The sequence below is a fragment of the Streptomyces sp. NPDC015220 genome (genome assembly GCF_043079345.1).
Taxonomy (GTDB): domain Bacteria; phylum Actinomycetota; class Actinomycetes; order Streptomycetales; family Streptomycetaceae; genus Streptomyces.
The window spans coordinates 425,553-446,399 of sequence record NZ_JBIBUK010000001.1 but is presented as its reverse complement, the minus strand read 5'-3'; the positions used below and the strand labels follow the sequence as shown (position 1 = coordinate 446,399).

18 protein-coding genes are annotated in these 20,847 nt (G+C 72.2%); 3 read left to right on the top strand and 15 right to left on the bottom strand.

Going from position 1 to position 20,847, the window contains the following annotated elements; translation table 11 throughout:
* Window positions 1–24 precede the first annotated feature (24 nt).
* From ACF061_RS02290 to ACF061_RS02265, 6 genes are all read right to left on the bottom strand, one after another.
* Entirely contained in the window at window positions 25–900 is an 876-nt protein-coding gene (locus ACF061_RS02290) for an ABC transporter permease (protein ID WP_392264888.1), read from the bottom strand.
* A complete protein-coding gene (locus tag ACF061_RS02285; protein WP_392264887.1) occupies window positions 897–1,922 on the bottom strand; it encodes an ATP-binding cassette domain-containing protein in 1,026 nt (341 codons plus the stop codon). The genes ACF061_RS02290 and ACF061_RS02285 overlap by 4 nt, the downstream gene beginning before the upstream one ends.
* Before the next feature lie 115 nt (window positions 1,923–2,037).
* Entirely contained in the window at window positions 2,038–3,258 is a 1,221-nt protein-coding gene (locus tag ACF061_RS02280) for an MFS transporter (protein WP_392264886.1), read from the bottom strand.
* An 88-nt stretch (window positions 3,259–3,346) separates the two neighbouring features.
* The gene (locus ACF061_RS02275) at window positions 3,347–4,405 is read right to left on the bottom strand and encodes an endonuclease/exonuclease/phosphatase family protein (RefSeq protein WP_392264885.1); all 1,059 of its coding nucleotides are present in this window, start codon (window positions 4,403–4,405) and stop codon (window positions 3,347–3,349) included.
* 176 nt (window positions 4,406–4,581) lie between these two features.
* A complete protein-coding gene (locus ACF061_RS02270) occupies window positions 4,582–5,208 on the bottom strand; it encodes a TetR/AcrR family transcriptional regulator (RefSeq protein ID WP_392264884.1) in 627 nt (208 codons plus the stop codon).
* 154 nt (window positions 5,209–5,362) lie between these two features.
* Entirely contained in the window at window positions 5,363–6,961 is a 1,599-nt protein-coding gene (locus ACF061_RS02265) for an MFS transporter (RefSeq protein WP_392264883.1), read from the bottom strand.
* Window positions 6,962–7,174: 213 nt separating this feature from the next.
* Between ACF061_RS02265 and panB the strand changes: the two genes are divergently transcribed.
* Window positions 7,175–8,038, top strand: coding sequence for a 3-methyl-2-oxobutanoate hydroxymethyltransferase (gene panB / locus ACF061_RS02260; protein ID WP_392264882.1), 864 nt, complete (start codon window positions 7,175–7,177; stop codon window positions 8,036–8,038).
* 266 nt (window positions 8,039–8,304) lie between these two features.
* On the opposite strand, the gene ACF061_RS02255 is transcribed toward panB, so the two are convergent.
* The 4 genes from ACF061_RS02255 to ACF061_RS02240 all read right to left on the bottom strand — a co-directional run bounded on the left by ACF061_RS02255 (window position 8,305) and on the right by ACF061_RS02240 (window position 13,703).
* On the bottom strand, window positions 8,305–10,059 hold the full coding sequence (locus ACF061_RS02255) for an NAD+ synthase (protein WP_392264881.1): 1,755 nt from the start codon (window positions 10,057–10,059) through the stop codon (window positions 8,305–8,307).
* A gap of 143 nt (window positions 10,060–10,202) precedes the next feature.
* Window positions 10,203–12,143: a protease pro-enzyme activation domain-containing protein gene (locus ACF061_RS02250; protein WP_392264880.1), complete on the bottom strand. Its 1,941-nt coding sequence runs from the start codon at window positions 12,141–12,143 to the stop codon at window positions 10,203–10,205.
* Between the two features lie 238 nt (window positions 12,144–12,381).
* A complete protein-coding gene (locus ACF061_RS02245; protein WP_392264879.1) occupies window positions 12,382–13,017 on the bottom strand; it encodes a DUF305 domain-containing protein in 636 nt (211 codons plus the stop codon).
* Window positions 13,014–13,703 carry a DUF3105 domain-containing protein gene (locus ACF061_RS02240; RefSeq protein WP_392264878.1) on the bottom strand — a complete coding sequence of 230 codons (690 nt, stop codon included), beginning with the start codon at window positions 13,701–13,703 and terminating at the stop codon, window positions 13,014–13,016. Before ACF061_RS02240 ends, ACF061_RS02245 begins: the two co-directional genes overlap by 4 nt.
* A 177-nt stretch (window positions 13,704–13,880) precedes the next feature.
* Here ACF061_RS02240 and ACF061_RS02235 point away from each other — a divergent pair, with 177 nt between their 5' ends.
* Entirely contained in the window at window positions 13,881–14,324 is a 444-nt protein-coding gene (locus tag ACF061_RS02235) for an RrF2 family transcriptional regulator (RefSeq protein WP_392264877.1), read from the top strand.
* 167 nt (window positions 14,325–14,491) lie between these two features.
* On the opposite strand, the gene ACF061_RS02230 is transcribed toward ACF061_RS02235, so the two are convergent.
* Window positions 14,492–15,685, bottom strand: a complete 1,194-nt coding sequence (locus ACF061_RS02230; protein ID WP_392264876.1) for a globin domain-containing protein — start codon at window positions 15,683–15,685, stop codon at window positions 14,492–14,494.
* A 542-nt stretch (window positions 15,686–16,227) separates the two neighbouring features.
* Here ACF061_RS02230 and glnA point away from each other — a divergent pair.
* Window positions 16,228–17,589 carry a type I glutamate--ammonia ligase gene (gene glnA / locus ACF061_RS02225; protein ID WP_392264875.1) on the top strand — a complete coding sequence of 454 codons (1,362 nt, stop codon included), beginning with the start codon at window positions 16,228–16,230 and terminating at the stop codon, window positions 17,587–17,589.
* A 108-nt stretch (window positions 17,590–17,697) separates the two neighbouring features.
* On the opposite strand, the gene ACF061_RS02220 is transcribed toward glnA, so the two are convergent.
* Genes ACF061_RS02220 through ACF061_RS02205 form a run of 4 tightly spaced genes read right to left on the bottom strand, consistent with a single transcriptional unit; the run spans window position 17,698 to window position 20,846 of the window.
* Window positions 17,698–18,138, bottom strand: a complete 441-nt coding sequence (locus tag ACF061_RS02220) for a PIN domain-containing protein (protein ID WP_392264874.1) — start codon at window positions 18,136–18,138, stop codon at window positions 17,698–17,700.
* Window positions 18,135–18,377 carry a type II toxin-antitoxin system Phd/YefM family antitoxin gene (locus ACF061_RS02215; RefSeq protein WP_392264873.1) on the bottom strand — a complete coding sequence of 81 codons (243 nt, stop codon included), beginning with the start codon at window positions 18,375–18,377 and terminating at the stop codon, window positions 18,135–18,137. The genes ACF061_RS02220 and ACF061_RS02215 overlap by 4 nt, the downstream gene beginning before the upstream one ends.
* A gap of 19 nt (window positions 18,378–18,396) precedes the next feature.
* A complete protein-coding gene (locus tag ACF061_RS02210; protein ID WP_392264872.1) occupies window positions 18,397–19,416 on the bottom strand; it encodes a TolB family protein in 1,020 nt (339 codons plus the stop codon).
* A complete protein-coding gene (locus ACF061_RS02205; RefSeq protein WP_392264871.1) occupies window positions 19,413–20,846 on the bottom strand; it encodes an MFS transporter in 1,434 nt (477 codons plus the stop codon). Before ACF061_RS02205 ends, ACF061_RS02210 begins: the two co-directional genes overlap by 4 nt.
* Window position 20,847: the final 1 nt, after the last annotated feature.

Here is a 20,847-nt window from a genome sequence, read left to right as displayed (position 1 = left end):
CGGAGCCGTGCGGGCCCCTCCCGGTCAGCTCTTGGTACGGAACTTGTGGATGGCGACCGGGGCCATCACCGCCGTGAGCGCCACGGACCAGGCGACGGTGATCCACACGTCGTGGGCGACCGCGCCGCCCGTCATCAGGCCGCGGGCCGAGTCCGCCAGCGTGGAGAGCGGGTTGTAGTCGGTGAAGTGCTGGAGCCAGCCCGGCATCGAATCGGTCGGCGCGAAGATCGACGAGCCGAACTGGAGCGGGAACAGCACCAGGAAGCCCATCGCCTGCACGGACTGCGCGTTCTTCAGGACCACGCCGAGCGTGAGGAAGATCCACATGATCGACGAGGCGAACAGCGCGGACAGGCCCATGGTCGCCATCAGGCCGGCCCAGTGCGTGATGTGGAAGCCGACCAGGACGGCGACGATCATCAGCACCACCGTCGCGAACAGCATCCGCGCCAGCTCCACCGCGATCTTGGCGAACAGCACCGAGCCGCGCCCGATCGGCAGGGACCGGAAGCGGTCCATCACACCGCTGTTGAAGTCCTGGCTGAAACCGGTGCCGACGCCCTGCGACAGCGTCATGCTCATCATCGCCAGCATGCCGGGGACGACGTACTGGACGTAGCGTTCCTGCCCGCCGCCCAGCGCCTGCCCGATCGAGCCGCCGAAGACGTACACGAAGAGCAGGGTGAAGACGATCGGCATCAGCAGTGCGTCGAACATCGACTCGGGGTCCTGGCGGATCCACAGCAGATTGCGGCGGATCAGGGCGCCGGTGTGCCGCAGATGCCCGCGCAGCGGGATCCGGCCGTCCGCCTGGAGGACCGGGGGCGCGGTGACACCGGAAGGCGGGGCGGTGCGACGCCCCTCGGGCGGCGCGGTCGTGGGTGAAGGATGGGTGCTCATGCGGCGACCTCCTCGCGGGCGTCGGCGGGGCGGGCGTCCTGCGGGGCACTGGCGCGGTGGCCGGTGAGGGACAGGAAGACCTCGTCCAGGCTGGGCAGTTCGGTGGTGATGGAGGAGACCGTGATACCGCGCGCGGTGACCACGCCGACCACCGCGGTCAGCTGCTCGTCGCTGAGGATCGGCACCATCAGGGAGCCGGTCTCGGTGTCGACGGTCGTCGTGGCGAGACCGGTGATGCCCAACTCGTCGAGCATCCCGGCGAGCGGGCGCAGTTCCCCCGAGTCGGCCGGCTTCACCCGCAGCGTGCGCCCGCCGACCTTGGCCTTGAGCTCCTCGATGCCGCCGTTGGCGATGACCTTGCCCCGGTCGACCACGGTGAGTTCGGAGGCCAGTTGCTCGGCCTCCTCCATGTACTGGGTGGTCAGCAGGACGGTGACCCCGTCGCCGACCATCGCCTTGACCTCGGCCCACACCTCGTTGCGGGTGCGTGGGTCGAGCCCGGTGGTCGGCTCGTCGAGGTAGAGGACGGCGGGCCGCCCGATCATGGAAGCGGCCAGGTCCAGCCGCCGCCGCATACCGCCGGAGTACGTGCTCGCCGGGCGCCGGGCGGCCTCGGTGAGCGAGAACCGCTCCAGCAGCTCGTCGGCGCGGGCGCGGGACTCCTTGCGGGACAGGTCGAGCAGCCGCCCGATCATGTAGAGGTTCTCCCAGCCGGGGAGCTTCTCGTCGACGGAGGCGTACTGGCCGGTGAGTCCGATCACCCGGCGCAGCTGCCTCGGCTGCCGCACGACGTCGTAGCCGGCGACGGTGGCCTGGCCGGCGTCGGGGGTGATCAGGGTGGAGAGGATCCGTACGAGGGTCGTCTTGCCGGCGCCGTTCGGCCCCAGGACGCCCATCACGGTGCCCTCGCGCACGTCGAGGTCCACGCCGTCCAGCGCCTTGGTCTCGCCGTAGTGCTTGACCAGCCCCCGTACGGTCACTGCGGCTCGTCCGCCGCCGGGGTTGTTGTCGGTTCGCGTCATGCCGATGACGCTCCCAGCCCCCACCGACAAACCACCGACACCCCGCCGACAGCCGGTGCCGGCCGCCTACAACCGCCCGACAGCGGCCGGGGCCGACCCGGGCCCGGGCCAGGGGTCAGTGCCGCAGCGCCTCCGCCGTGTCCGGCACGTGGCCGGCCACGACCCGCCCCGGCTGTGCGGCGCCGGCCCGGCGGCGGTCCACCGCGTGGGCGAGGGCCGCGACGGCCAGGCCCAGCACGGCCAGTGCGGCGCCGGCGAGCGCCGGGGAGACGACCCCGAGACCCGCGGCCAGCGTCAGGCCGCCGAGCCACGCGCCACCCGCGTTGGCGAGGTTGAAGGCGGCCTGGTTGGCGGAGGAGGCCAGCGAGGGGGCCGCCGACGCCTTCTCCATCACCATGAGCTGCAGCGGCGAGCCGGTGACGAAGGCGGCCGTCCCCAGCAGGGCCACCGCGACGGCCGCGCTCCACTCGGCCCGCATCAGCAGCGGGAAGAGCAGCAGTACGGCCGCCAGCGAGGCGAGGCCGCCGAACAGCGTGCCGCGCATCGAGTGGTCGGCGAGGCGGCCGCCGAGCAGGTTGCCGGCCGTGGCGCCCACGCCGAACAGCGCCAGCAGCAGCGTCACGCTGGTCTCGGCGTACCCGGCGGAGCCGGTGAGCATCGGCGTGACGTAGCTGTACGCCGCGAACAGCGCGCCGAAGCCCGCGACCGTCGTCAGCAGCGCCAGCCAGACGGGCAGCGAGCGCAACGCGGCCAGTTCGCCGCGCAGGCTGGCGGCCGGGGCGGACCGGGCGCGGTCGGCGGGGATCAGCAGGGCGAGGGCGGCGATCGCCGCGATTCCGATCGCGCTCACCCCGAGGAAGGTCGCCCGCCAGCCCAGGTGCTGGCCCATGAGCGTGGCGGCCGGGACACCGGCGATGTTGGCGACCGTGAGGCCGAGGAACATCAGGGACACCGAGCGGGCCTTGCGCTCCGGCGGCACCATGCCGGTGGCGACCACCGCGCCGACACCGAAGAAGGCGCCGTGCGGCAGACCGCTCAGGAAGCGGGCGGCCAGCAGCCAGTAGTGGCCGGGGGCGAGCGCGGACAGCGCGTTGCCCGCGACGAACAGGGCCATCAGGCCGATGAGGACCCCGCGGCGGGAGAGTTTCGAGGTGAGCGCGGCCAGCAGCGGGGCGCCGATGACGACGCCGAGGGCGTACGCCGAGACCAGGTGCCCGGCGGCGGGGATGGAGATGTCCAGGTCGTCCGCGACGTCGGGCAGCAGGCCCATCATCACGAACTCGGTCGTGCCGATGCCGAAGGCGCCCACGGCGAGGGCGAGCAGGGCCAGGGGCATGAGGGGCCTTTCGGGTGAGTTCCGCACAGCGGTCGATCAATAAGTTCAGCTGCGGAACAAAGCCTTCCGGGCCCGGTATTCCAACAGGTCACGAGGCCGTTGCCGATGTGGTGACCTTCACACGCGCCGCCACCGGAAGGTGGTCGCTGGCGGTGCGCGGCAGGGTCCAGGAACTCTCCGGCTCGACCCCCTTGACCATGATCTGGTCGATCCGCGCCATCGGGAACGACGCGGGCCAGCTGAACCCGAAGCCGTTGCCCACCGCGCCCTGCGTGGAACGCATCTGGGCGGTCACGGCGTTGAGCGAGCGGTCGTTCATCGTGCCGTTCAGGTCACCGAGCAGCACCACCCGGGGCAGCCGCTCGTGGGCGATCGCCTCGCCCAGCGCGTCCGCGCTCTGGTCGCGCTGCGCGGCGGTGAACCCGGCGTTCATCTTCACCCGGACCGACGGCATGTGGGCGACGTACACAGCGACCGGCCCCTCGGGGGTCGCCACCGTGGCGCGCATGGCCCGGGTCCAGCCCAGCCTGATGTTCACCGGTCGCACCCCGCTGATCGGGTACTTGCTCCACAGCCCCACCGTGCCCTGCACCGAGTGGTACCTGTAGGTCGGGGCCAGCGCGCTCTCGTACACCCGGACCGCCGAGGCCTTCAGCTCCTCCAGGGCGAGCACGTCGGCGCCGGAGGCGGCCACCTCGCGGGCGGTGCCGGACGGGTCGGGGTTGTCGGCGTTGACGTTGTGCGTGGCCACCATCAGGTCGCCGCCGTCGGCCGACTTGTCGAAGAGCAGCCCGCCGAAGAGGTTCAGCCAGACGGTCGCGGGCAGCACCACCGCGATCAGCGCGGTCGCCGACTTGCGCACCAGCGCCAGCACGAGCAGCACCGGAACCAGCAGGCCCAGCCACGGCAGGAACGTCTCGGTCAGGCTGCCGAGGTTGCCGACACGGTTGGGGATGCGCGAGTGCAGCAGCATCACCAGGGCCAGCAGCACCGCGACCGCGGCGAGCACGAGGCCCCGGCGCCAGATCCGCCGGTCGCTCCGCCAGCCGCCGAGGAGGCGGTTCGCCAGGCGCCGAAGCCGGTCTCTGTGGCGCTCGGGACCCGAGCCGCCGCTGTCCGTCTCCGCCATGTACGCCTGCTGCGCCATACCGCCGCCTCACTGCCTGCCGTGCACACCGTTCGCCCCGTGGGGTTATGACCCTAGGGGATGATCGGCTCCGTTCCGCCGTCCCATGACGACCGTACGGGCACGAGGACGAACAACTCGGCGCGGACAGTTCCGGTTACGGTGCTCCGATCATGGTCTGTGACGAAACGCGCACATCAGGACGGGGAGCTGACGGGCCGTAGCCCCTCCAGTACCGCGTCGACGATCTGTTCGGGCAGGTCCTCGGGGAGTTCGGCGTCGGGGCGCATGACGCTGCGGACCAGCATGGGGCCCACGACGATGTCGTTGAGCACCTCCACGTCGATGTCCGTGCGCAGTTCACCGTTGCGCTGTCCCCGGCGCAGCACCTCGATCTGGAGCCTGCGCCGCGGCTCGACGACGGTGGCGTGGTAGGCGCACCAGATCTTGGGACTGCTCTTCATCTGGGCGTAGACGTTGTGCAGGATCGCGGAGGAGCGGCTCGCCAGTCCGCGCTGCCGGAACTGTTCCAGGATGACCACGAGGTCGTCGCGCACGGAGGTGCCGGGCAGTTCCGGGTCGGGCGGTTCGGCGGCCCGCACGACGTCGACGAAGAGCTCCTCCTTGCCGCTCCAGCGGCGGTAGATGGTGGCCTTGCCGACCCCCGCGGTGCGGGCGATGCGCTCGATGGAGAGTTCGGCGAGCGGCACGCCGTCCTCCAGCAGCTTCATCACCCCCTCGACGATGGCGCGCTCCACCGCCTCGCTCCGCGGGCGCCCGCGGGCGGGGGCCTCCGGGGCGGCTTGGCTGTCGGGGAGGCTCACTGAAGACGTCCTTTCGTCGTGCCGGGAGGTCTGTCCTGCCCGGCGGCCGGCGGTGATCCTCGCACCGCCGTCCGTCCGCCCCCGTGACCATTCTCCGTCCGCCCCTCGGCCGCCGCGCCGCCGCGGCCCCGCCGTACCCGGCCCCGCGCGGCGGCTACTCCACCGCGGCCACCAGCTCCTGCTCCTCCTCGCCCGCCCGCGGCGCCGCCGGCCTGCCGGGCAGGAACACCGCCGTCACGGCCGCGCCGACCAGCGCGACCACCGTTCCCCACAGCGCGGTGACGTGCATGGCGTGCAGGAACGCGCTGTTGGCCGGGTCCACCAGGGCCTGGCCGCGTGGGCCGAGCTTCGCGGCGACGCCGAGGGTGGCCTCGATCGACTCGCCGGCGGTGTCCCTGAGGCCGGCCGGGAGCGTCCCGAGCTTTCCCTCGATGCCGTTGCGGTACGCCGTCGAGAGCACCGAGCCGAGGACGGCGATGCCGAGGGCGCCGCCGACCTGGCGGAAGGTGTTGCTCAGCGCGGAGGCGGAACCGGCCTTCTCGCGGGGCAGGGCCTGCATGATGACGACGCTGGTGGGCGTCATGATGTGCGCCATGCCGGTGCCCATGAGGAAGAAGACGACCTCCAGCACCCAGATCGGGGTGTCCGCCTCGAAGCCGGCGAAGGCGGCCAGCATGCCGGCCAGCACCACCAGGCCGGCCGTGGTGGTCACCTTGTAGCCGAACCGGTCGACGACCAGCCGGGCGCGGGGCGCGAAGACCATCTGCGCGGCGGCCAGCGGCAGCATCAGCAGACCCGACTCCAGCGGCGAGTAGCCGCGCACGCTCTGGGTGTAGAAGACCGAGAAGAAGGTCACGCCCATCAGGGCGAAGAAGACCAGCGCGATGGCGGTCATGGCGGCCGAGAAGACCTTGTTCCGGAAGTAGGTCACGTCCAGGGACGGGTGGTCGCTGCGCTTCTCGAACACGATGAAGGCCACGAGGACCACCGCACCTGCCACGATGGTCGCCAGCACGGTCGTGTCGGTGAAGTCGGCGAGCTCGCCGCCCTTGATGATGCCGTAGACCAGCAGGACCAGGCCGACGACGGACAGCACGACGCCGACCGGGTCGAGCCGGCCGGGGCGCGGGTCGCGGGAGTCGGGCACCAGCCACACCATCAGCGCCAGTGCGACGATCACGATCGGCACGTTGATGAGGAAGACCGAGCCCCACCAGAAGTGGTCGAGGAGCAGGCCGCCGGTGATCGGGCCGATGGCGATGGCGAGGCCGACGCCGCCGGCCCAGATGCCGATGGCCTTGGGCTGTTCCTCGCGCTCGAAGACGTTCATCAGGACGGCGAGCGTGGCCGGCATGACGAACGCGGCGCCCAGGGCCATCAGGGCGCGGTAGGCGATGAGCTGGCCCGGTGAGCCGGACTCGGCGGCCAGCGCGGAGCCGATGCCGAAGACGACGAGGCCGCCGAGCAGCACCTTCTTGCGGCCGACGCGGTCGCCGAGGAGGCCGGCGGTGAACAGCAGACCGGCGAAGACGAGCGTGTAGGCGTTGATCGCCCATTCCAGCTCGCTCTGCGTCGCGCCCAGCCCGGTCGGGGCCGGGGTCGAGATCGTCTTGATGGCGACGTTGAGGATCGAGTTGTCGAGCACCACGATCAGCAGGCTCAGCATGAGGACGCCGAGGATCGCCCAGCGGCGCCGGTGCACCGCCTCCGGTATCCGGGAGCCGTGACGGGCGGGGCCGGCAGGAGTAGTCATGCCGACGAGACTAGGCCATTTCCGATACGAGACCGTCTCGTATCGGAATGATTTTACTCAGAACTTACAAGCTGAGTGGAGCGACCGGCCGGGGCGGTCCGAGATCTTGCGCACAGGGGGGTCCTCTGGCCCCGTCCGGCGCGAGGTGCCACCATGGAGGGGAGTCCGGGGACGCCGTCAGGGCGCCTCGAGATGACTGAAGGAGCCGTTGCAATGACGCAGCTTTCGGCTGCCCAGACGAAGCCCTCCGACGGCAGGACGCTGTACGGGGGCAAGGGCACGCGCCGCATCACCGTGCGCGACATCGCCCTCGCCAAGGAACGCGGCGAGAAGTGGCCGATGCTCACCGCGTACGACGCGATGACCGCCTCCGTCTTCGACGAGGCCGGCATCCCGGTGATCCTGGTCGGCGACTCCGCCGGCAACTGCCACCTCGGGTACGAGACGACCGTCCCCGTCACCCTCGACGAGATGACCATGCTGTCCGCCGCGGTGGTCCGCGGCACCCGGCGGTCCCTGATCGTCGCCGACCTGCCGTTCGGCTCCTACCAGGAGGGTCCGGCGCAGGCGCTGCGCTCGGCCACCCGGCTGGTGAAGGAGGCGGGCGTCGGCGCCGTGAAGCTGGAGGGCGGCGAGCGCTCGCACGAGCAGATCCGGCTCCTGGTGGAGTCCGGCATCCCGGTCATGGCGCACATCGGCCTGACCCCGCAGTCCGTCAACGCCATGGGCTACCGCGTGCAGGGCCGTGGCGAGGAGGCGGCCCAGCAGCTGCTGCGCGACGCGAAGGCAGTGCAGGACGCGGGCGCGTTCTCGGTCGTCCTGGAACTGGTGCCGGCGGAACTGGCGGCCGAGGTGACACGGGTGCTGCACATCCCGACGGTCGGCATCGGAGCCGGCCCCGAGACGGACGCCCAGGTCCTGGTGTGGACCGACATGCTGGGGCTGACCGGCGGGCGCGTGCCCAAGTTCGTCAAGAAGTACGCCGACCTGCGCGAGGTCATGGGCAACGCGGCCAAGGCCTTCGCCGAGGACGTCGTCGGCGGCGCCTTCCCGCTGGAGGAGCACTCCGTCCACTAGGGCCACGCCCGTGACCCTTCCGCCATCGGGCACCCCCGCGGCCGATCGCCGCGGCACCGGACCACCGCGGAAACACCGAGGACAGCCCCGGCCGATCTTCCCCCGTCGGCCGGGGCTGTCCGCCGCTCACCACCGGTGCCGGCGCCCCGGTCGCCCGCCGCCCTGGCCGCCCGCCGCCCCGGTCGCCCGGGAAGCGGGCGCGGCGACCGCCGGCGACGGCACGGCGAGCGCGGCGGGGCGGCCGAGCGCGGCAGGGCGCCCGGCGGCTACCCGTCCTCGCGCCAGCCGTTCGTGATCGGCAGCCGGCGGTCCTTGCCGAAGCCCTTGGCGGAGATCTTCGTGCCCGGCGGGTACTGGCGGCGCTTGTACTCGGCCGTGTCGACCATGCGCAGCGTCCTGGCGACCAGCTGGGGGTCGTAGCCGGCCGCGACGATCTCGTCGGCGCCCTTGTCGCGGTCGACGTAGAGCTCCAGGATCGCGTCCAGGACCGGGTAGTCCGGGAGCGAGTCGGTGTCCACCTGGCCCGGGCGCAGCTCGGCGCTGGGCGGCTTGGTGATGGAGTTCTCCGGGATCGGCGGCGTCCCGCCCCGCTCGGCGGCGGCCCGGTTGCGCCACTCGGCCAGCCGGAAGACCGAGGTCTTGTAGACGTCCTTGATCGGCCCGTACGCGCCCACCGAGTCGCCGTACAGCGTGGAGTAGCCCACCGCCAGCTCCGACTTGTTGCCGGGGGCGAGGACGATGTGCCCCTCCTGGTTGGACAGGGCCATCAGCAGGGTGCCGCGCAGCCGGGACTGGAGGTTCTCCTCCGCCAGGCCGGTCAGGCCCAGCGAGCCCATGTAGGCGTCGAACATCGGCGCGATCGGGATGGTGCGGAAGTTCAGCCCGGTGCGCCGGGCGAGCTCCGCCGCGTCGTCCCTGGAGTGCTCCGAGGAGTACTTGGACGGCATGGAGACGCCGTACACGTTCTCGGCGCCCACCGCGTCGCAGGCGATGGCCGCGACCAGCGCGGAGTCGATGCCGCCGGACAGGCCGATCAGCACGGACCGGAAGCCGTTCTTGCGCACGTACGCCCGCAGGCCCACGACCAGCGCCGTGTAGACCTCCTCGGCGTCGTCCAGCCGCCCGGCGCACCCGGCGGCCGGCCGCGGCTCGCGGGCCGGCGGCGGATCCTCGGACAGCACCACCCGGTCGATGCGCAGCCCGTCGTCGACCACGCCCGTGGGCGCGTCCGCCACCGCGGCCGGCAGCTCCAGGTCCAGCACCACGCACTCCTCGGCGAACTGCGGGGCCCGGGCGACGACCTCGCCGTCCGGGGCGACGACGATGGAGTCGCCGTCGAAGACCAGTTCGTCCTGGCCGCCGGTCATGGCCAGGTAGGCGGTGGTGCAGCCGGCCTCCTGGGCGCGCTTGCGGACCAGCTCCAGGCGGGTGTCGTCCTTGAGCCGCTCGTAGGGGGAGGCGTTGACGGAGAGCAGCAGTCCCGCGCGCGCGGTGCGGGCGGCCGGGACCCGGCCGCCCTCCTGCCACAGGTCCTCGCAGATGGCGAGCGCGATGTCGACGCCGTGCAGCCGCAGGACCGGCATGGTGTCACCGGGCACGAAGTAGCGGAACTCGTCGAAGACGCCGTAGTTGGGCAGGTGGTGCTTGGCGAAGCTCAGCACCACCCGGCCGCGGTGCAGCACCGCCGCCGCGTTCTGCGGCGCGCCGGCCGGCATGCCGTACTTCGGCTGCGCGGTCCCGCAGCGGTCCAGGTAGCCGACGACGACCGGCAGCTCGCCCAGGCCCTCCTCGGCGAGCCGGGCGGCCAGGCCGCGCAGCGCGGTCCGGGAGGCCGTCACGAACGAGGACCTGAGGGCCAGGTCCTCGACGGGGTACCCGGTCAGCACCATCTCCGGGAACGCCACGAGGTGCGCTCCCCGCTCGGCCGAGCGCCGGGTCCAGCGGACGATCTCCTCGGCGTTGCGGGCGAGGTCGCCGACGCGCGAGTCGATCTGGTTCAGGGCGAGACGTAGTCGGGGCACGCGCCCCAGTGTAATCGTCAGAGCGACGCGATGGGGTGGTGCGAGGCCGTGCGCCGCCGCACGCGGGTGCGCCCGCCACTCCGGGTGGAGGGACGGGCGCACGGCCGGTGCGGCCCCGGCCGCTCGGCGGGGCCGGTCGGGCGTCAGTGGCGACGGTAGGAGTCGACGTAGCCCTCGGCGGGGGAGCCCACGCCGGTGACGTCGTCGTAGCCCTTGACGGCCTTGAGCGAGCTGTCCTTGCCGAGGCTGCGGACGGAAGTGCTCAGACCGTCGGTGGCGTCGAGGCCGTTGACGTAGTCGACCCGGACGACCGCGAGCTCCTTGCCGGTCGGCTGGTCCACCACGTCGTGGTAGAGCTTCGAGCCGTACTTGGCGTAGATCGACGGGTTGGCGAAGCCGATCGCCTTGCCGCCGCGGGCCTCCTGGGCGAGCGCCTGGACGGCCGCGATGACCGGTGCGGCCAGCGAGGTGCCGCCGATGCGGTACTCGCTGTACCGCTGCGTGCCGTCGGGGAAGGTCTGCGTCTGCCCCACCAGGAACCCGGTGTTCGGGTCGGCGATCGCCGCGATGTCCGGGACGACGCGGTTGCCGGCGGCGTTGTTGGCCGTGGCCAGCGCCTTGGGCACGACGTTCTTCTGGTAGTACGGCTGCGGCACGGTCTTGCTGGTGCCGCCGCCGGCGCCGGAGGTGTACGCGCCGGGGAAGCCCGTCCAGCTCTTGCCGTCCGCGGACAGCGTGGCCTTCTCGGTGCCCCAGCCGGTCTCCCACAGGTACTTGTCGCCCTTGCCGACGGCCAGCGAGGTGCCGCCGACCGCGGTCACCCACGCCGAGTTGGCCGGGGTGTCGACCTGCTTGGTGCCGGTGTTGGCGACCTCGTCGCCGTTGTCGCCGGAGGAGAAGTAGAAGCCGATGCCCTCCACCGCGCCGAACTGGAACACCTGGTCGTAGGCGGCGGCCAGGTCCGGCGTCTGGTTGGCCTCGATGTCGCCCCAGGAGTTGGAGACGATGTCGGCCAGGTGGTTGTCGACGATCTTGCTGAGCGAGTCGAGCAGGTCGTCGTCGTAGCAGGACGCGGCGCCCACGTAGGTGACGTCGGCGTCGGGCGCGACGGCGTGCACGGCCTCGACGTCGAGGGTCTCCTCGCCGTACCAGCCGGCCGCCCCGCACTCCTCGGTCTTGGTGTAGTCCGCCGGGAGGACCTGGCGCAGCTGGCCGGTCTTCCAGCCCTTGTCGCCGTTCTTCTTGGCGTAGGAGGCCGCGTCGAGGGCGATGGTCGGCGAGGCGTAGGCGTCGGTGATGGCCACCCGGACGCCCTTGCCGGTGTACTCGCCGGCGCCGTAGGCGGCGCGCAGCTGCTTGCCCGTGTAGCCCTTGACAGCGTACGGGATCTTGGTGCCGTAGGCGGACGGCAGCGTGCTAGCGGTGTTCGAGCCGTAGTACGAGGAGAACGGCCCGGCGTTCTTGAACACCGCGTCCGGCGGCGGCAGCTGGTCCTTGTGGTTCGCCTTGTGCGGGGCGTTGTCCAGGCCGGTGACGGTCAGGACGGAGCCCGCGAGCCCGGCCGGCACCGAGGCCGACTGGGCCGGCGCGCGGTAGGTCCTGGAGCCCTTGGCGAAGTCGTGCAGCTGGGTGCCGAACGCCTTCTCGGCGGCGGCGACGTCGCCCGACACGGCGATGTAGTGCGGGGTGACGGAGGTGACCTTCAGGCCCGCCGACTTCAGCCACGACTTGACGGCGGCCACCTGGGCCTTGGTCGCGCCGAAGCGCGCCTGCGCCTGCTGGGCGCTCAGGTACTTGCCGTACGAGGGCGAGGACGGGTCGGCGACCGCCTTCGCGTACGCGGCGAGGCCGGCGGCGTCCCGGCCGGCCAGGTACACCCGGGCGTCGACCCTGGCGCCGTTCGACGTGGCGCCCTTGTCCGCCTTGGCCGTCGCCCACACGGGCTTGGTGCCCGCGAGCGCGCCTCGGCCCGAGTGGTCCGCGGCGTGCGCCGCGGGAATGCCGAGCACCAGCGCGCCGGCGACCATCGGCAGCGCCGCTGCCAGGCTCACTCCGGCGCGCACGGTGGCGCGGTTGGATCTCATAGAACCCCCTGCGATGCGGATCGCATGTAACGCAATGAGTGGTTGGACCACGCGTGACCCGCGCAACGGCCGCGGCGGTAGGGCCCATGAATGGATCACACGATCGAGAAGTCACTCTTCCCGATGAACCGTCCATGCCAGGGCCATGGGCAGGCCAAGAGAAGGCCAAGGAACCGTCAGGCGCGGTGAATAGGAGGTGAATTGAGGACTTCGTTCCCCGGATTCCGGTGGACCGGTGTCAGGAATCGGGCGTCGCGCCCCGCGCGGCGAGCATGCCGGCCATCAGCTCGATCTCCGACTGCTGGCCCTCGACCATGCCCTGGGCCAGTCTCTTCTCCACCCCCACCGTGCACCGGGCGACACAGCCCTCCGCCATGTGGATGCCGCCCTTGTGATGGGCCGTCATCAGCCGGAGGTAGTAGATCTCGGCCTGTTTGCCGCTGAGTTCGCCGAGCTTCTTCATCTGGGTGTTGGTCGCCATGCCCGGCATCAGCGCGCCGTCCTTGCCGGCGGCCATGTCCCCCATGCCCATCCACGTCATCGGCGGATCCGCCGACACCTTCGGCAGCCCCCACAGGTCGAGCCAGCCCAGCAGCATGCCCCGTTGGTTGGCCTGGGTCTGCGCGACGTCGTAGGCGAGACGGCGCACCTCGGTGTCGCGGGTCCGGTCGCGCACGACGTACGACATCTCGACCGCCTGCTGGTGATGGACGGCCATGTCCCGGGCGAAACCGGCGTCCGCCGAGTCGGCGGCCGGCGCGGCCGCGGAGGCGCCGGCCGTCCCGCCGCCGTCCTCGGCGACCGCGTAGGTGATGGCCCCGGCCGCGACCAGCGCGGTCGCGGCGGCCCCGGCGATCAGTCCGGCCGGCCTCACCGGCCCACGCCGCCCGTGCAGGCCGCCCCGGGCTCCGGGGTCTGGGAGCCCTGGACGAACGCGGCGAGGAACTTGTCGACGTTCGGGTCCTTCGCGCCCGTCACCGTGCGCTGGTGCGCCCACGCGGACAGCATGATCGGGTCCTTCTGGTCCGCGACGGGGCTCATCAGCGTGTACGGCGTCGCGCGCACCTTCGCCGCCAGCGCGGCCACGTCGGCCTCGGGGGCCTTGTCGTTGTACGTCACCCAGACCGCGCCGTGCTCCAGGGAGTGCACGGCGTGGACGTTCTTCACCGGCTCGGTGTAGACGTCGCCGTTGCAGTTCTGCCAGACCGGGTTGTGGTCACCGCCGACCGGCGGTTCCATCGGATAGGTCACGGCGGCGGCGGTGTGGGTGCGACCCAGGGTGCCCTGCCAGGTGCGCACACCGTCCGCACCCGTGGTGAAGTGACCGGCGCCGGTCTTGCCGTCCTTGGACGCCGCCGGCTCGTCGTCCCCGGACTGCGAGTGGACGAGCGCCACGCCGCCCACGACCAGAGCCGCGACGGCGACCACGCCGGCGGTTATCGCGAGGAGCCGGTTGCGCCGCTGCCGGGCCCGCTCGGCGCGGCGCATCTCCTCCATACGAGCCCTGCGCTGGTCGCTGCCGGTGGTGCCGGTGGTGCCGGACTGGTTGGCGGAGCCCATGGGGGGAGTCCTCCGGGTGGGAGAGGGACGGTCGGGTGCGCTGATCGTAGTGGGGACCGGGGGGCGTGCGGGAGGGCCGAGTGGACACGGTGGGGAGCCGGTGCGGGGGAGCGGTGCACGGCCGCGGCGGGCCGCCGATAAGTTGAATCGTGGATGCGTATTATCTACGCTGGCCGTATGCGGCTGCTGCGCTCCACCGACATGGCGCTGCGCGTCCTGATGCGGCTCGCCGTCGCGGGCGAGTCCAGCCCCACGACCCGGGAGGTCGCGGCGGACATGGGCGTGCCCTACACGCATGCCGCCAAGATCGTCGCCGAACTCCAGCACCGCGGACTGCTCTCGGCCCGTCGCGGCCGTGGCGGCGGACTGAGCCTCACCGAGGCCGGCCGCGGCGCGTCGGTCGGCGCGATCGTGCGCGCCCTGGAGGGCGAGGGCGACGTCGCCGACTGCACCGGCGCCACCCCCTGCCCGCTGAACTCCGACTGCCGGCTGCGCGGCGCCCTGCGCCGGGCCCAGGAGGCGTTCTACGCCACCCTCGACCCCCTCACGGTCGCCGACATGGTCGCGGCCCCGACCGGTCCCCTGCTGCTGGGACTGCCGAGCGCGCGCCGCGCTTCCTGAACCACCGCCGCCGGTCGGCCCTCCGTGCGGCGCCGGCCTGCGGGCATGCGGAAGGCCGGCCGGAGACGGTGGGGGGAAACGTCTCCGGCCGGCCGGTACTCGACTCCGCGCACCGCGCCCCCCGGGTCGGGTCGGGCGCGGTCGCGGGGCCGGTCAGGGGGCGGCCGTCAGGCCGCCGCGGGCTGGGCCAGCCACAGGTCCGGGCCGAAGACCTCGTAGTGGATGTCGGCCGGGGCCACGCCCTTGGCGAGGAGCTGCTCGCGCACCGCGCGCATGAACGGCAGCGGGCCGCACAGGTAGGCCTGGGTGCCGGCGGCGACCTCGACGTCGGCGAGGTCGACCAGGCCGGGCCGCCCGGCGCCCTCGGCGCCCTGCTCGTAGAAGAAGGCCGTCCGCGCGTCGGCCAGCTTGGCCGCGTACGCCTCGTGGTCCGAGCGCAGCGCGTGGTTCTCGGGGGAGCGGTCGGCGTGCACCACGGTCACCGGGGCGCCGTGGCCGGCGTCGGCGAGCTGCTCCAGCATGGCGATCATCGGGGTGACGCCGATGCCCGCGGAGGCGAGCAGCAGCGGCGCGCCGGTGTCCTGGAGGACCAGGTCGCCGTAAGGGGCGGACAACTGGAGGACGTCGCCCACGCGCACGCTGGCGTGCAGGTGGTTGGAGACCTCGCCGTCGGGGGTGGCGGCGTCGCCGGTCACCCGCTTGACGGCGAACTGCCGCTCGGGCGAGCCGGGGGCCGCGGTCAGGCTGTACTGGCGGATCTGGCGGGCGCCGTCCGCGAGCGGGACGCCGACCGAGACGTACTGGCCGGCGCGGTAGCCGGGAACGGGGCCGTCGTCGACGGGGCGCAGCTTGAAGGAGGCCACGTCGGCGGTCTCCTCGGTCCGCTCGACGACCTTCCACTCGCGCCAGCCGGTCTGCTCGCTCTGCGCGTACAGCCGCTCCTCGATGGCTATGAGGGCGTTGGCCATCAGCCAGTAGACCTCGGTCCAGGCGGCGGCGACCTCCTCGGTGACCGCGTCGCCGAGGATCTCCGCGATGGCGGCGAACAGGTGCTCGTGGACGATCGGGTACTGCTCGGGGACAATGCCCAGCGAGGCGTGCTTGTGGGCGATGCGGTTCAGCATCAGGTCGGGGCGCTGGTCGGGGTTGTTCACCAGGTGGGTGGCGAAGGCGGCGATGGAGCCGGCCAGCGCCTGCTTCTGGGCGCCGGACGCCTGGTTGCCGCGGTTGAACAGGTCCCGCAGCAGTGCGGGGTGGGCCTCGAACAGCCGGGCGTAGAAGCGCTCGGTGATCTCCCCGATGGCCGCGCCGACGGCGGGCAGGGTGGCGCGTACGGTGGCCGCTGACTGCTCGGACAGCATCGTGACTCCTCGATGACTCGATCGGATGGCTCGATCGCTCGACCCATCGGAACGTTATTGAAACTTGCATTTGAGATGCAAATTAAACGGACGTGGTCTCCCTCACGTACGGCCGCCTCCGGCCATTACGGGGGAGTCGCTCAGGAGGCAAGATGGGCGGCAGAGACGCACACCGCGGCACGCGGGCTCGCGGCCGGCAGACCCCGGGGCGCCGGCGGACCCGGGCCCGCAGGCTCCCGGCCCGGGAACCGCGGAACCCCGGCCCGGACCGGATCCCGGAGTCGGACCGCGCCCCGGGCCCGGCCCGGATCGTGGCTCGGCCCCGGGTCCGGACCGTGGCTCGGCCCGGGCTCGGACGGGTCTCGGCCCCGGTCCGGACCGTGGCTCGGACGGGTCTCGGCCCCGGGTCCGGACCCCGCCAGGGGCCTCCGTCCGCAACGCACGTGAAACGCTGTTGTGGTGTGATGCTCGGGTGCCCGACCGCCTCCCGTGACGACGCACGGACACAGGCGGCCTGACCAGCAAGGATGGGGAAGCGGAAGATGGACAAGCAGCAGGAGTTCGTGCTCCGGACGTTGGAGGAGCGCGACATCCGGTTCGTACGCCTGTGGTTCACGGACGTGCTGGGCTTCCTCAAGTCCGTGGCCGTGGCCCCCGCCGAACTGGAACAGGCCTTCGACGAGGGCATCGGTTTCGACGGCTCCGCCATCGAGGGCTTCGCGCGGGTCTACGAGTCCGACATGATCGCCAAGCCGGACCCGTCCACCTTCCAGATCCTGCCCTGGCGGGCGGAGGCGCCCGGCACGGCCCGGATGTTCTGCGACATCCTGATGCCGGACGGCTCCCCGTCCTTCGCCGACCCGCGCTACGTGCTGAAGCGGGCCCTGGCCCGCACCTCCGACCTGGGCTTCACCTTCTACACCCACCCGGAGATCGAGTTCTTCCTGCTGAAGAACCGCCCGCTGGACGGCTCCCGCCCCACCCCCGCCGACAACTCCGGGTACTTCGACCACACCCCGCAGGCCATCGGCATGGACTTCCGCCGCCAGGCGATCACCATGCTGGAGTCGATGGGCATCTCGGTGGAGTTCTCCCACCACGAGGGCGCCCCGGGCCAGCAGGAGATCGACCTGCGCTACGCCGACGCGCTCTCCACGGCCGACAACATCATGACCTTCCGCCTGGTCATGAAGCAGGTCGCGCTGGAGCAGGGCCTGCAGGCGACCTTCATGCCGAAGCCGTTCTCGGAGTACCCGGGCTCCGGCATGCACTCGCACCTGTCCCTCTTCGAGGGCGACCGCAACGCGTTCTACGAGTCCGGCGCGGAGTACCAGCTCTCCAAGGTGGGCCGCTCCTTCATCGCGGGCCTGCTGCGCCACGCCGCCGAGATCTCCGCGGTGACCAACCAGTGGGTCAACTCCTACAAGCGCATCTGGGGCGGCTCCGAGCGCACCGCCGGCGCCGGCGGCGAGGCCCCCAGCTACATCTGCTGGGGCCACAACAACCGCTCGGCCCTGGTCCGCGTCCCGATGTACAAGCCCGGCAAGACCGGCTCGGCCCGGGTCGAGGTCCGCTCCCTGGACTCCGGCGCGAACCCGTACCTGGCCTACGCCGTCCTGCTGGCCGCCGGCCTGAAGGGCATCGAGGAGGGCTACGAGCTCCCGCCCGGCGCCGAGGACGACGTCTGGGCCCTGTCCAACGCCGAACGCCGCGCGATGGGCATCGAACCCCTCCCGCAGAACCTCGGTGAGGCCCTGACCCTCATGGAGAACAGCGACCTGGTCGCCGACACCCTCGGCGAACACGTCTTCGATTTCTTCCTGCGCAACAAGAAGCAGGAGTGGGAGGAGTACCGCAGCGAGGTCACCGCGTACGAGCTGCGAAAGCACCTGCCGGTGCTGTAGGAGAGGAGGCCGGGGCGGGGTGCCGTCGGATGGCTCATGGGGCCGACGGTCGAGGGCTGCCCGCCCCATGGTGTCTTCCTGCCCCGTGCCGGGCCTCGGTACTGGCCGCTACAGGTCTTCGGGCAACAGGCGGAACGCCTTGTGCCCGGTCAACGGGCGGATCATGCGGAAGTGGAGGTCCGACGTGAACATCACCTCGGTGCGACAGGCGGCGGCGAGTGCGACGTTCATCGCGTCCGTCAGTCCGACGCCCTTGCCTCCGTCCGCGTCCCGGTACCCCTCTGCGACTGCGGTCGCGGCGCTCAAGTGGCCGCTCACGGCCGGAACCTCGAACCGTCGGGTAGCCACATTGCGTTCCACGAACCGAGCGGCCACGACGGCCTTCTCGGCTCCGGCCCTCGCGGCGACGAGGTAGTCCAGCTCGGCCAGGACCATGGGCGAGATCACGAGGTGGCTGATGGAGGCCAGGGCCTTCCTGTGCGCTTGGTGGCCGCTCAGTCTCGGGTCCAGCAGCCGGTACAGCGCATTGGTGTCGGCGATGGCGATCACGATCCCATCCCTCTGAGCGTCTCCTCGATCTCGTCGTTGTCCAGGTCGGGCAGCCCGAGGTCGGGGAGCCCTATGTCGCCCATGGGGTCCGTGGGATAAGCGGGGACGTCTTCGTCGGTGATCGGCACGACCCTCGCAACGGCGACGCCGTTCTTGGTCACCGTGACGGTCTCGCCCCGCGCCGCCGCGGCGAGGATCTGGGAAGATCTCTGGTTGAACTCGCGGGCAGTGATCTCCATGTACTACAAGTTACTACAATCACTGCGCGAACGCCGGGGACACCGCCGCCGTGCTGATGCGGCGGGCGTGACCGGAGCCGTCGGCGGGGACCGTGTAGAGGTCGGCGCCGTAGTCGCCCGGGAGGGCGTAGACCAGGGTGCGGGAGTCCTTCCAGACCGCCTGGTCGTCGACGCTCCTCGGCTCCGCGAGCGCGGTCTCGCGCATCGTGCGCAGGTCGAGGACGTACAGGCGCCAGGGGGCGTCCTCGGGCAGGCCCGGGACGCGTTTCTTGAAGGCGACGCGGGTGCCGTCGGGGGAGAGGGACGGGCACTCGACGTTCGTGTGCACCGTGGTGAGCGTCCTGTTCCGCAGATCGCCCCTGACCAGGTATGTCCTCCCCTTCGTCGCCAGGGTGGCGTAGAAGGTGCGGTCGTCCGGTGCGAATGTCACGCCCCAGAGGTTCACGTCGGGGGCGGTGTAGGCCCGGCCGTCCTTGACGATGCGGAAGGTCTCCAGGGTGGAGGTCAGCGCACCCGTCCGCACGTCCACGATCGCCGCCCGGGTCGAGAAGTTCGTGCCGGCGTACGAGTCGCCGCCCACGAACGCCGTCCACGCGGCGAAGTGGCCGCTGGGGGAGACTCGGGCGCGGGAGGGTATGCCGGGGACGTCGTAGCGGGCCGTCACCTTCAGGCGGGCGTCCAGGACCACCGCGCGGTACGTGTCAGAGACCGGGCCGCGCACCGCCTGGAGGCACACTCCCGTGCCCGAGGCCGCGTAGAAGCGCAGGCACTTGACGCCCGAGGCGGTGCGCGGGGCGGCGGGGTCCGAGGCCGGGACCGTGGTGAGTTCGTCGCGGTGCGGGCCCCACGCCATGTTGCGGAAGACCATGCGGCCGGGGTCCGTCAGACGCACCTCGCCCGGTGCGACGCGCGGGCCGCCCGCCTGGGGCCGGTCGCGGCGTTCGGCCCGGGCCGTGGCGTGCAGCACGGAGGTCACGGCGACCACCGCCAGGGCGGCCAGCGCCGCCAGCAGGATCAGGATGCGGTTGCGTGCCGTCATGGCGTCGCCGTGCCTTTCGTGATCGGACGCAGGGTCAGCGAGAAGGCCGCGCACACCGCCAGCGCCAGCGTCGAGGCCAGCAGCGCCGTACGGTCGCCCCACACCGTCCAGGCCGCTCCGAAGCCCAGCGAGCAGGCGAAGCGGGCCAGGGCCTGCCCCGTCTGGATTAGGGCCAGACCAGAGGAGCGCAGGTGCGGCGGCACGCCGTCCGAGGCGGCCGCCATCAGCACGCCGTCCGTCGCCGCGTAGAAGCCGCCGTGCAGGAGCAGCACGGCATACGGCAGCGCCGTGCCGTGCCAGGAGGTGAGCAGAAGGAGGTAGGCGAGGAGCAGGGCGCCGTGGCCGGACAGGAAGACCCGCCACCGGCCCACCCGGTCCGCCAGCCGGCCCAGCGGCACCGCCAGCAGCAGGAAGGCCGCCGCCGTGCCGAGCGGCAGCAGTGCGAACCAGCGGTCGGGCACGCCCAGGCGCCGTTGCAGCAGGAGGTAGACGAAGGAGTCGCTGACCGTGGCCAGGCCCAGCAGGAGGGCGCAGACGGTGATGCGGCGCAGGTCGCGGTGGCGCAGCAGGGCGAGGGCGGCGCGCAGGGTGGGGCGCGGGGCGGCGGCCTCGGGGCGCGGGCCGGTTCCGGGGTGCGCGGTGGTGTCGGGGTGCGCGGTGGTGTCGGGGTGCGCGGTGGTGTCGGGGTGCGCGGTGGTGTCGGGGTGCGCCGCGGTGTCGTGGTGCGCCGCGGTGTCGTGGTGTGCGCCGGGTTCCTGGCGGGTCCGGCCGCTCGGGACGAACAGGAGCAGGACCAGTACGCCCACCGCGGCCACGCAGAAGCTCACCGTGAACACCGCGTCGTAGCCGTCCACCGTCGCGCGCAGGATCCAGAACGCCGCCAGTGGGCCCAGCAGCGCGCCCGCGGTGTCCATCGCGCGGTGCACGCCGAAGGCACGGCCCCGGGCCTCGGGAGTGCTGGACAGGGAGATGAGCGCGTCGCGGGGGGCGGTGCGCAGGCCCTTGCCGGTGCGGTCGGCCGCCAGCACCAGACCGATGGGGGTGAGCGAGTGCGCGAGCGGGAGCAGGGGTTTGCACAGGGCAGAGATGCCGTAACCCAGGGCCGCCACCCGCTTGTGGCCGCCCTCGCCCCGGTCGGCGAGGTGGCCGCCGGCCAGGCGGACGAGGGCCGAGAAGCCGTTGTAGACGCCGTCGAGCAGGCCGAAGCCCAGCGGGGACAGGCCGAGACCCGCCACCAGGTACAGCGGCAGCACCGCCGTCACCATCTCCGAGGACACGTCGGTGATCAGGCTGACCGTGCCGAGGGCGAGGACCGTGGGGGCGATCGCGGCGCGGCGCCGCCCGGCGACCAGCCGGGCGGCGCCGTCCGCGGACGCCGGCGCGTCGGAGGCACCCGTGGGGGTGCCCGCGCGGCTGTCCGCTACGTACATG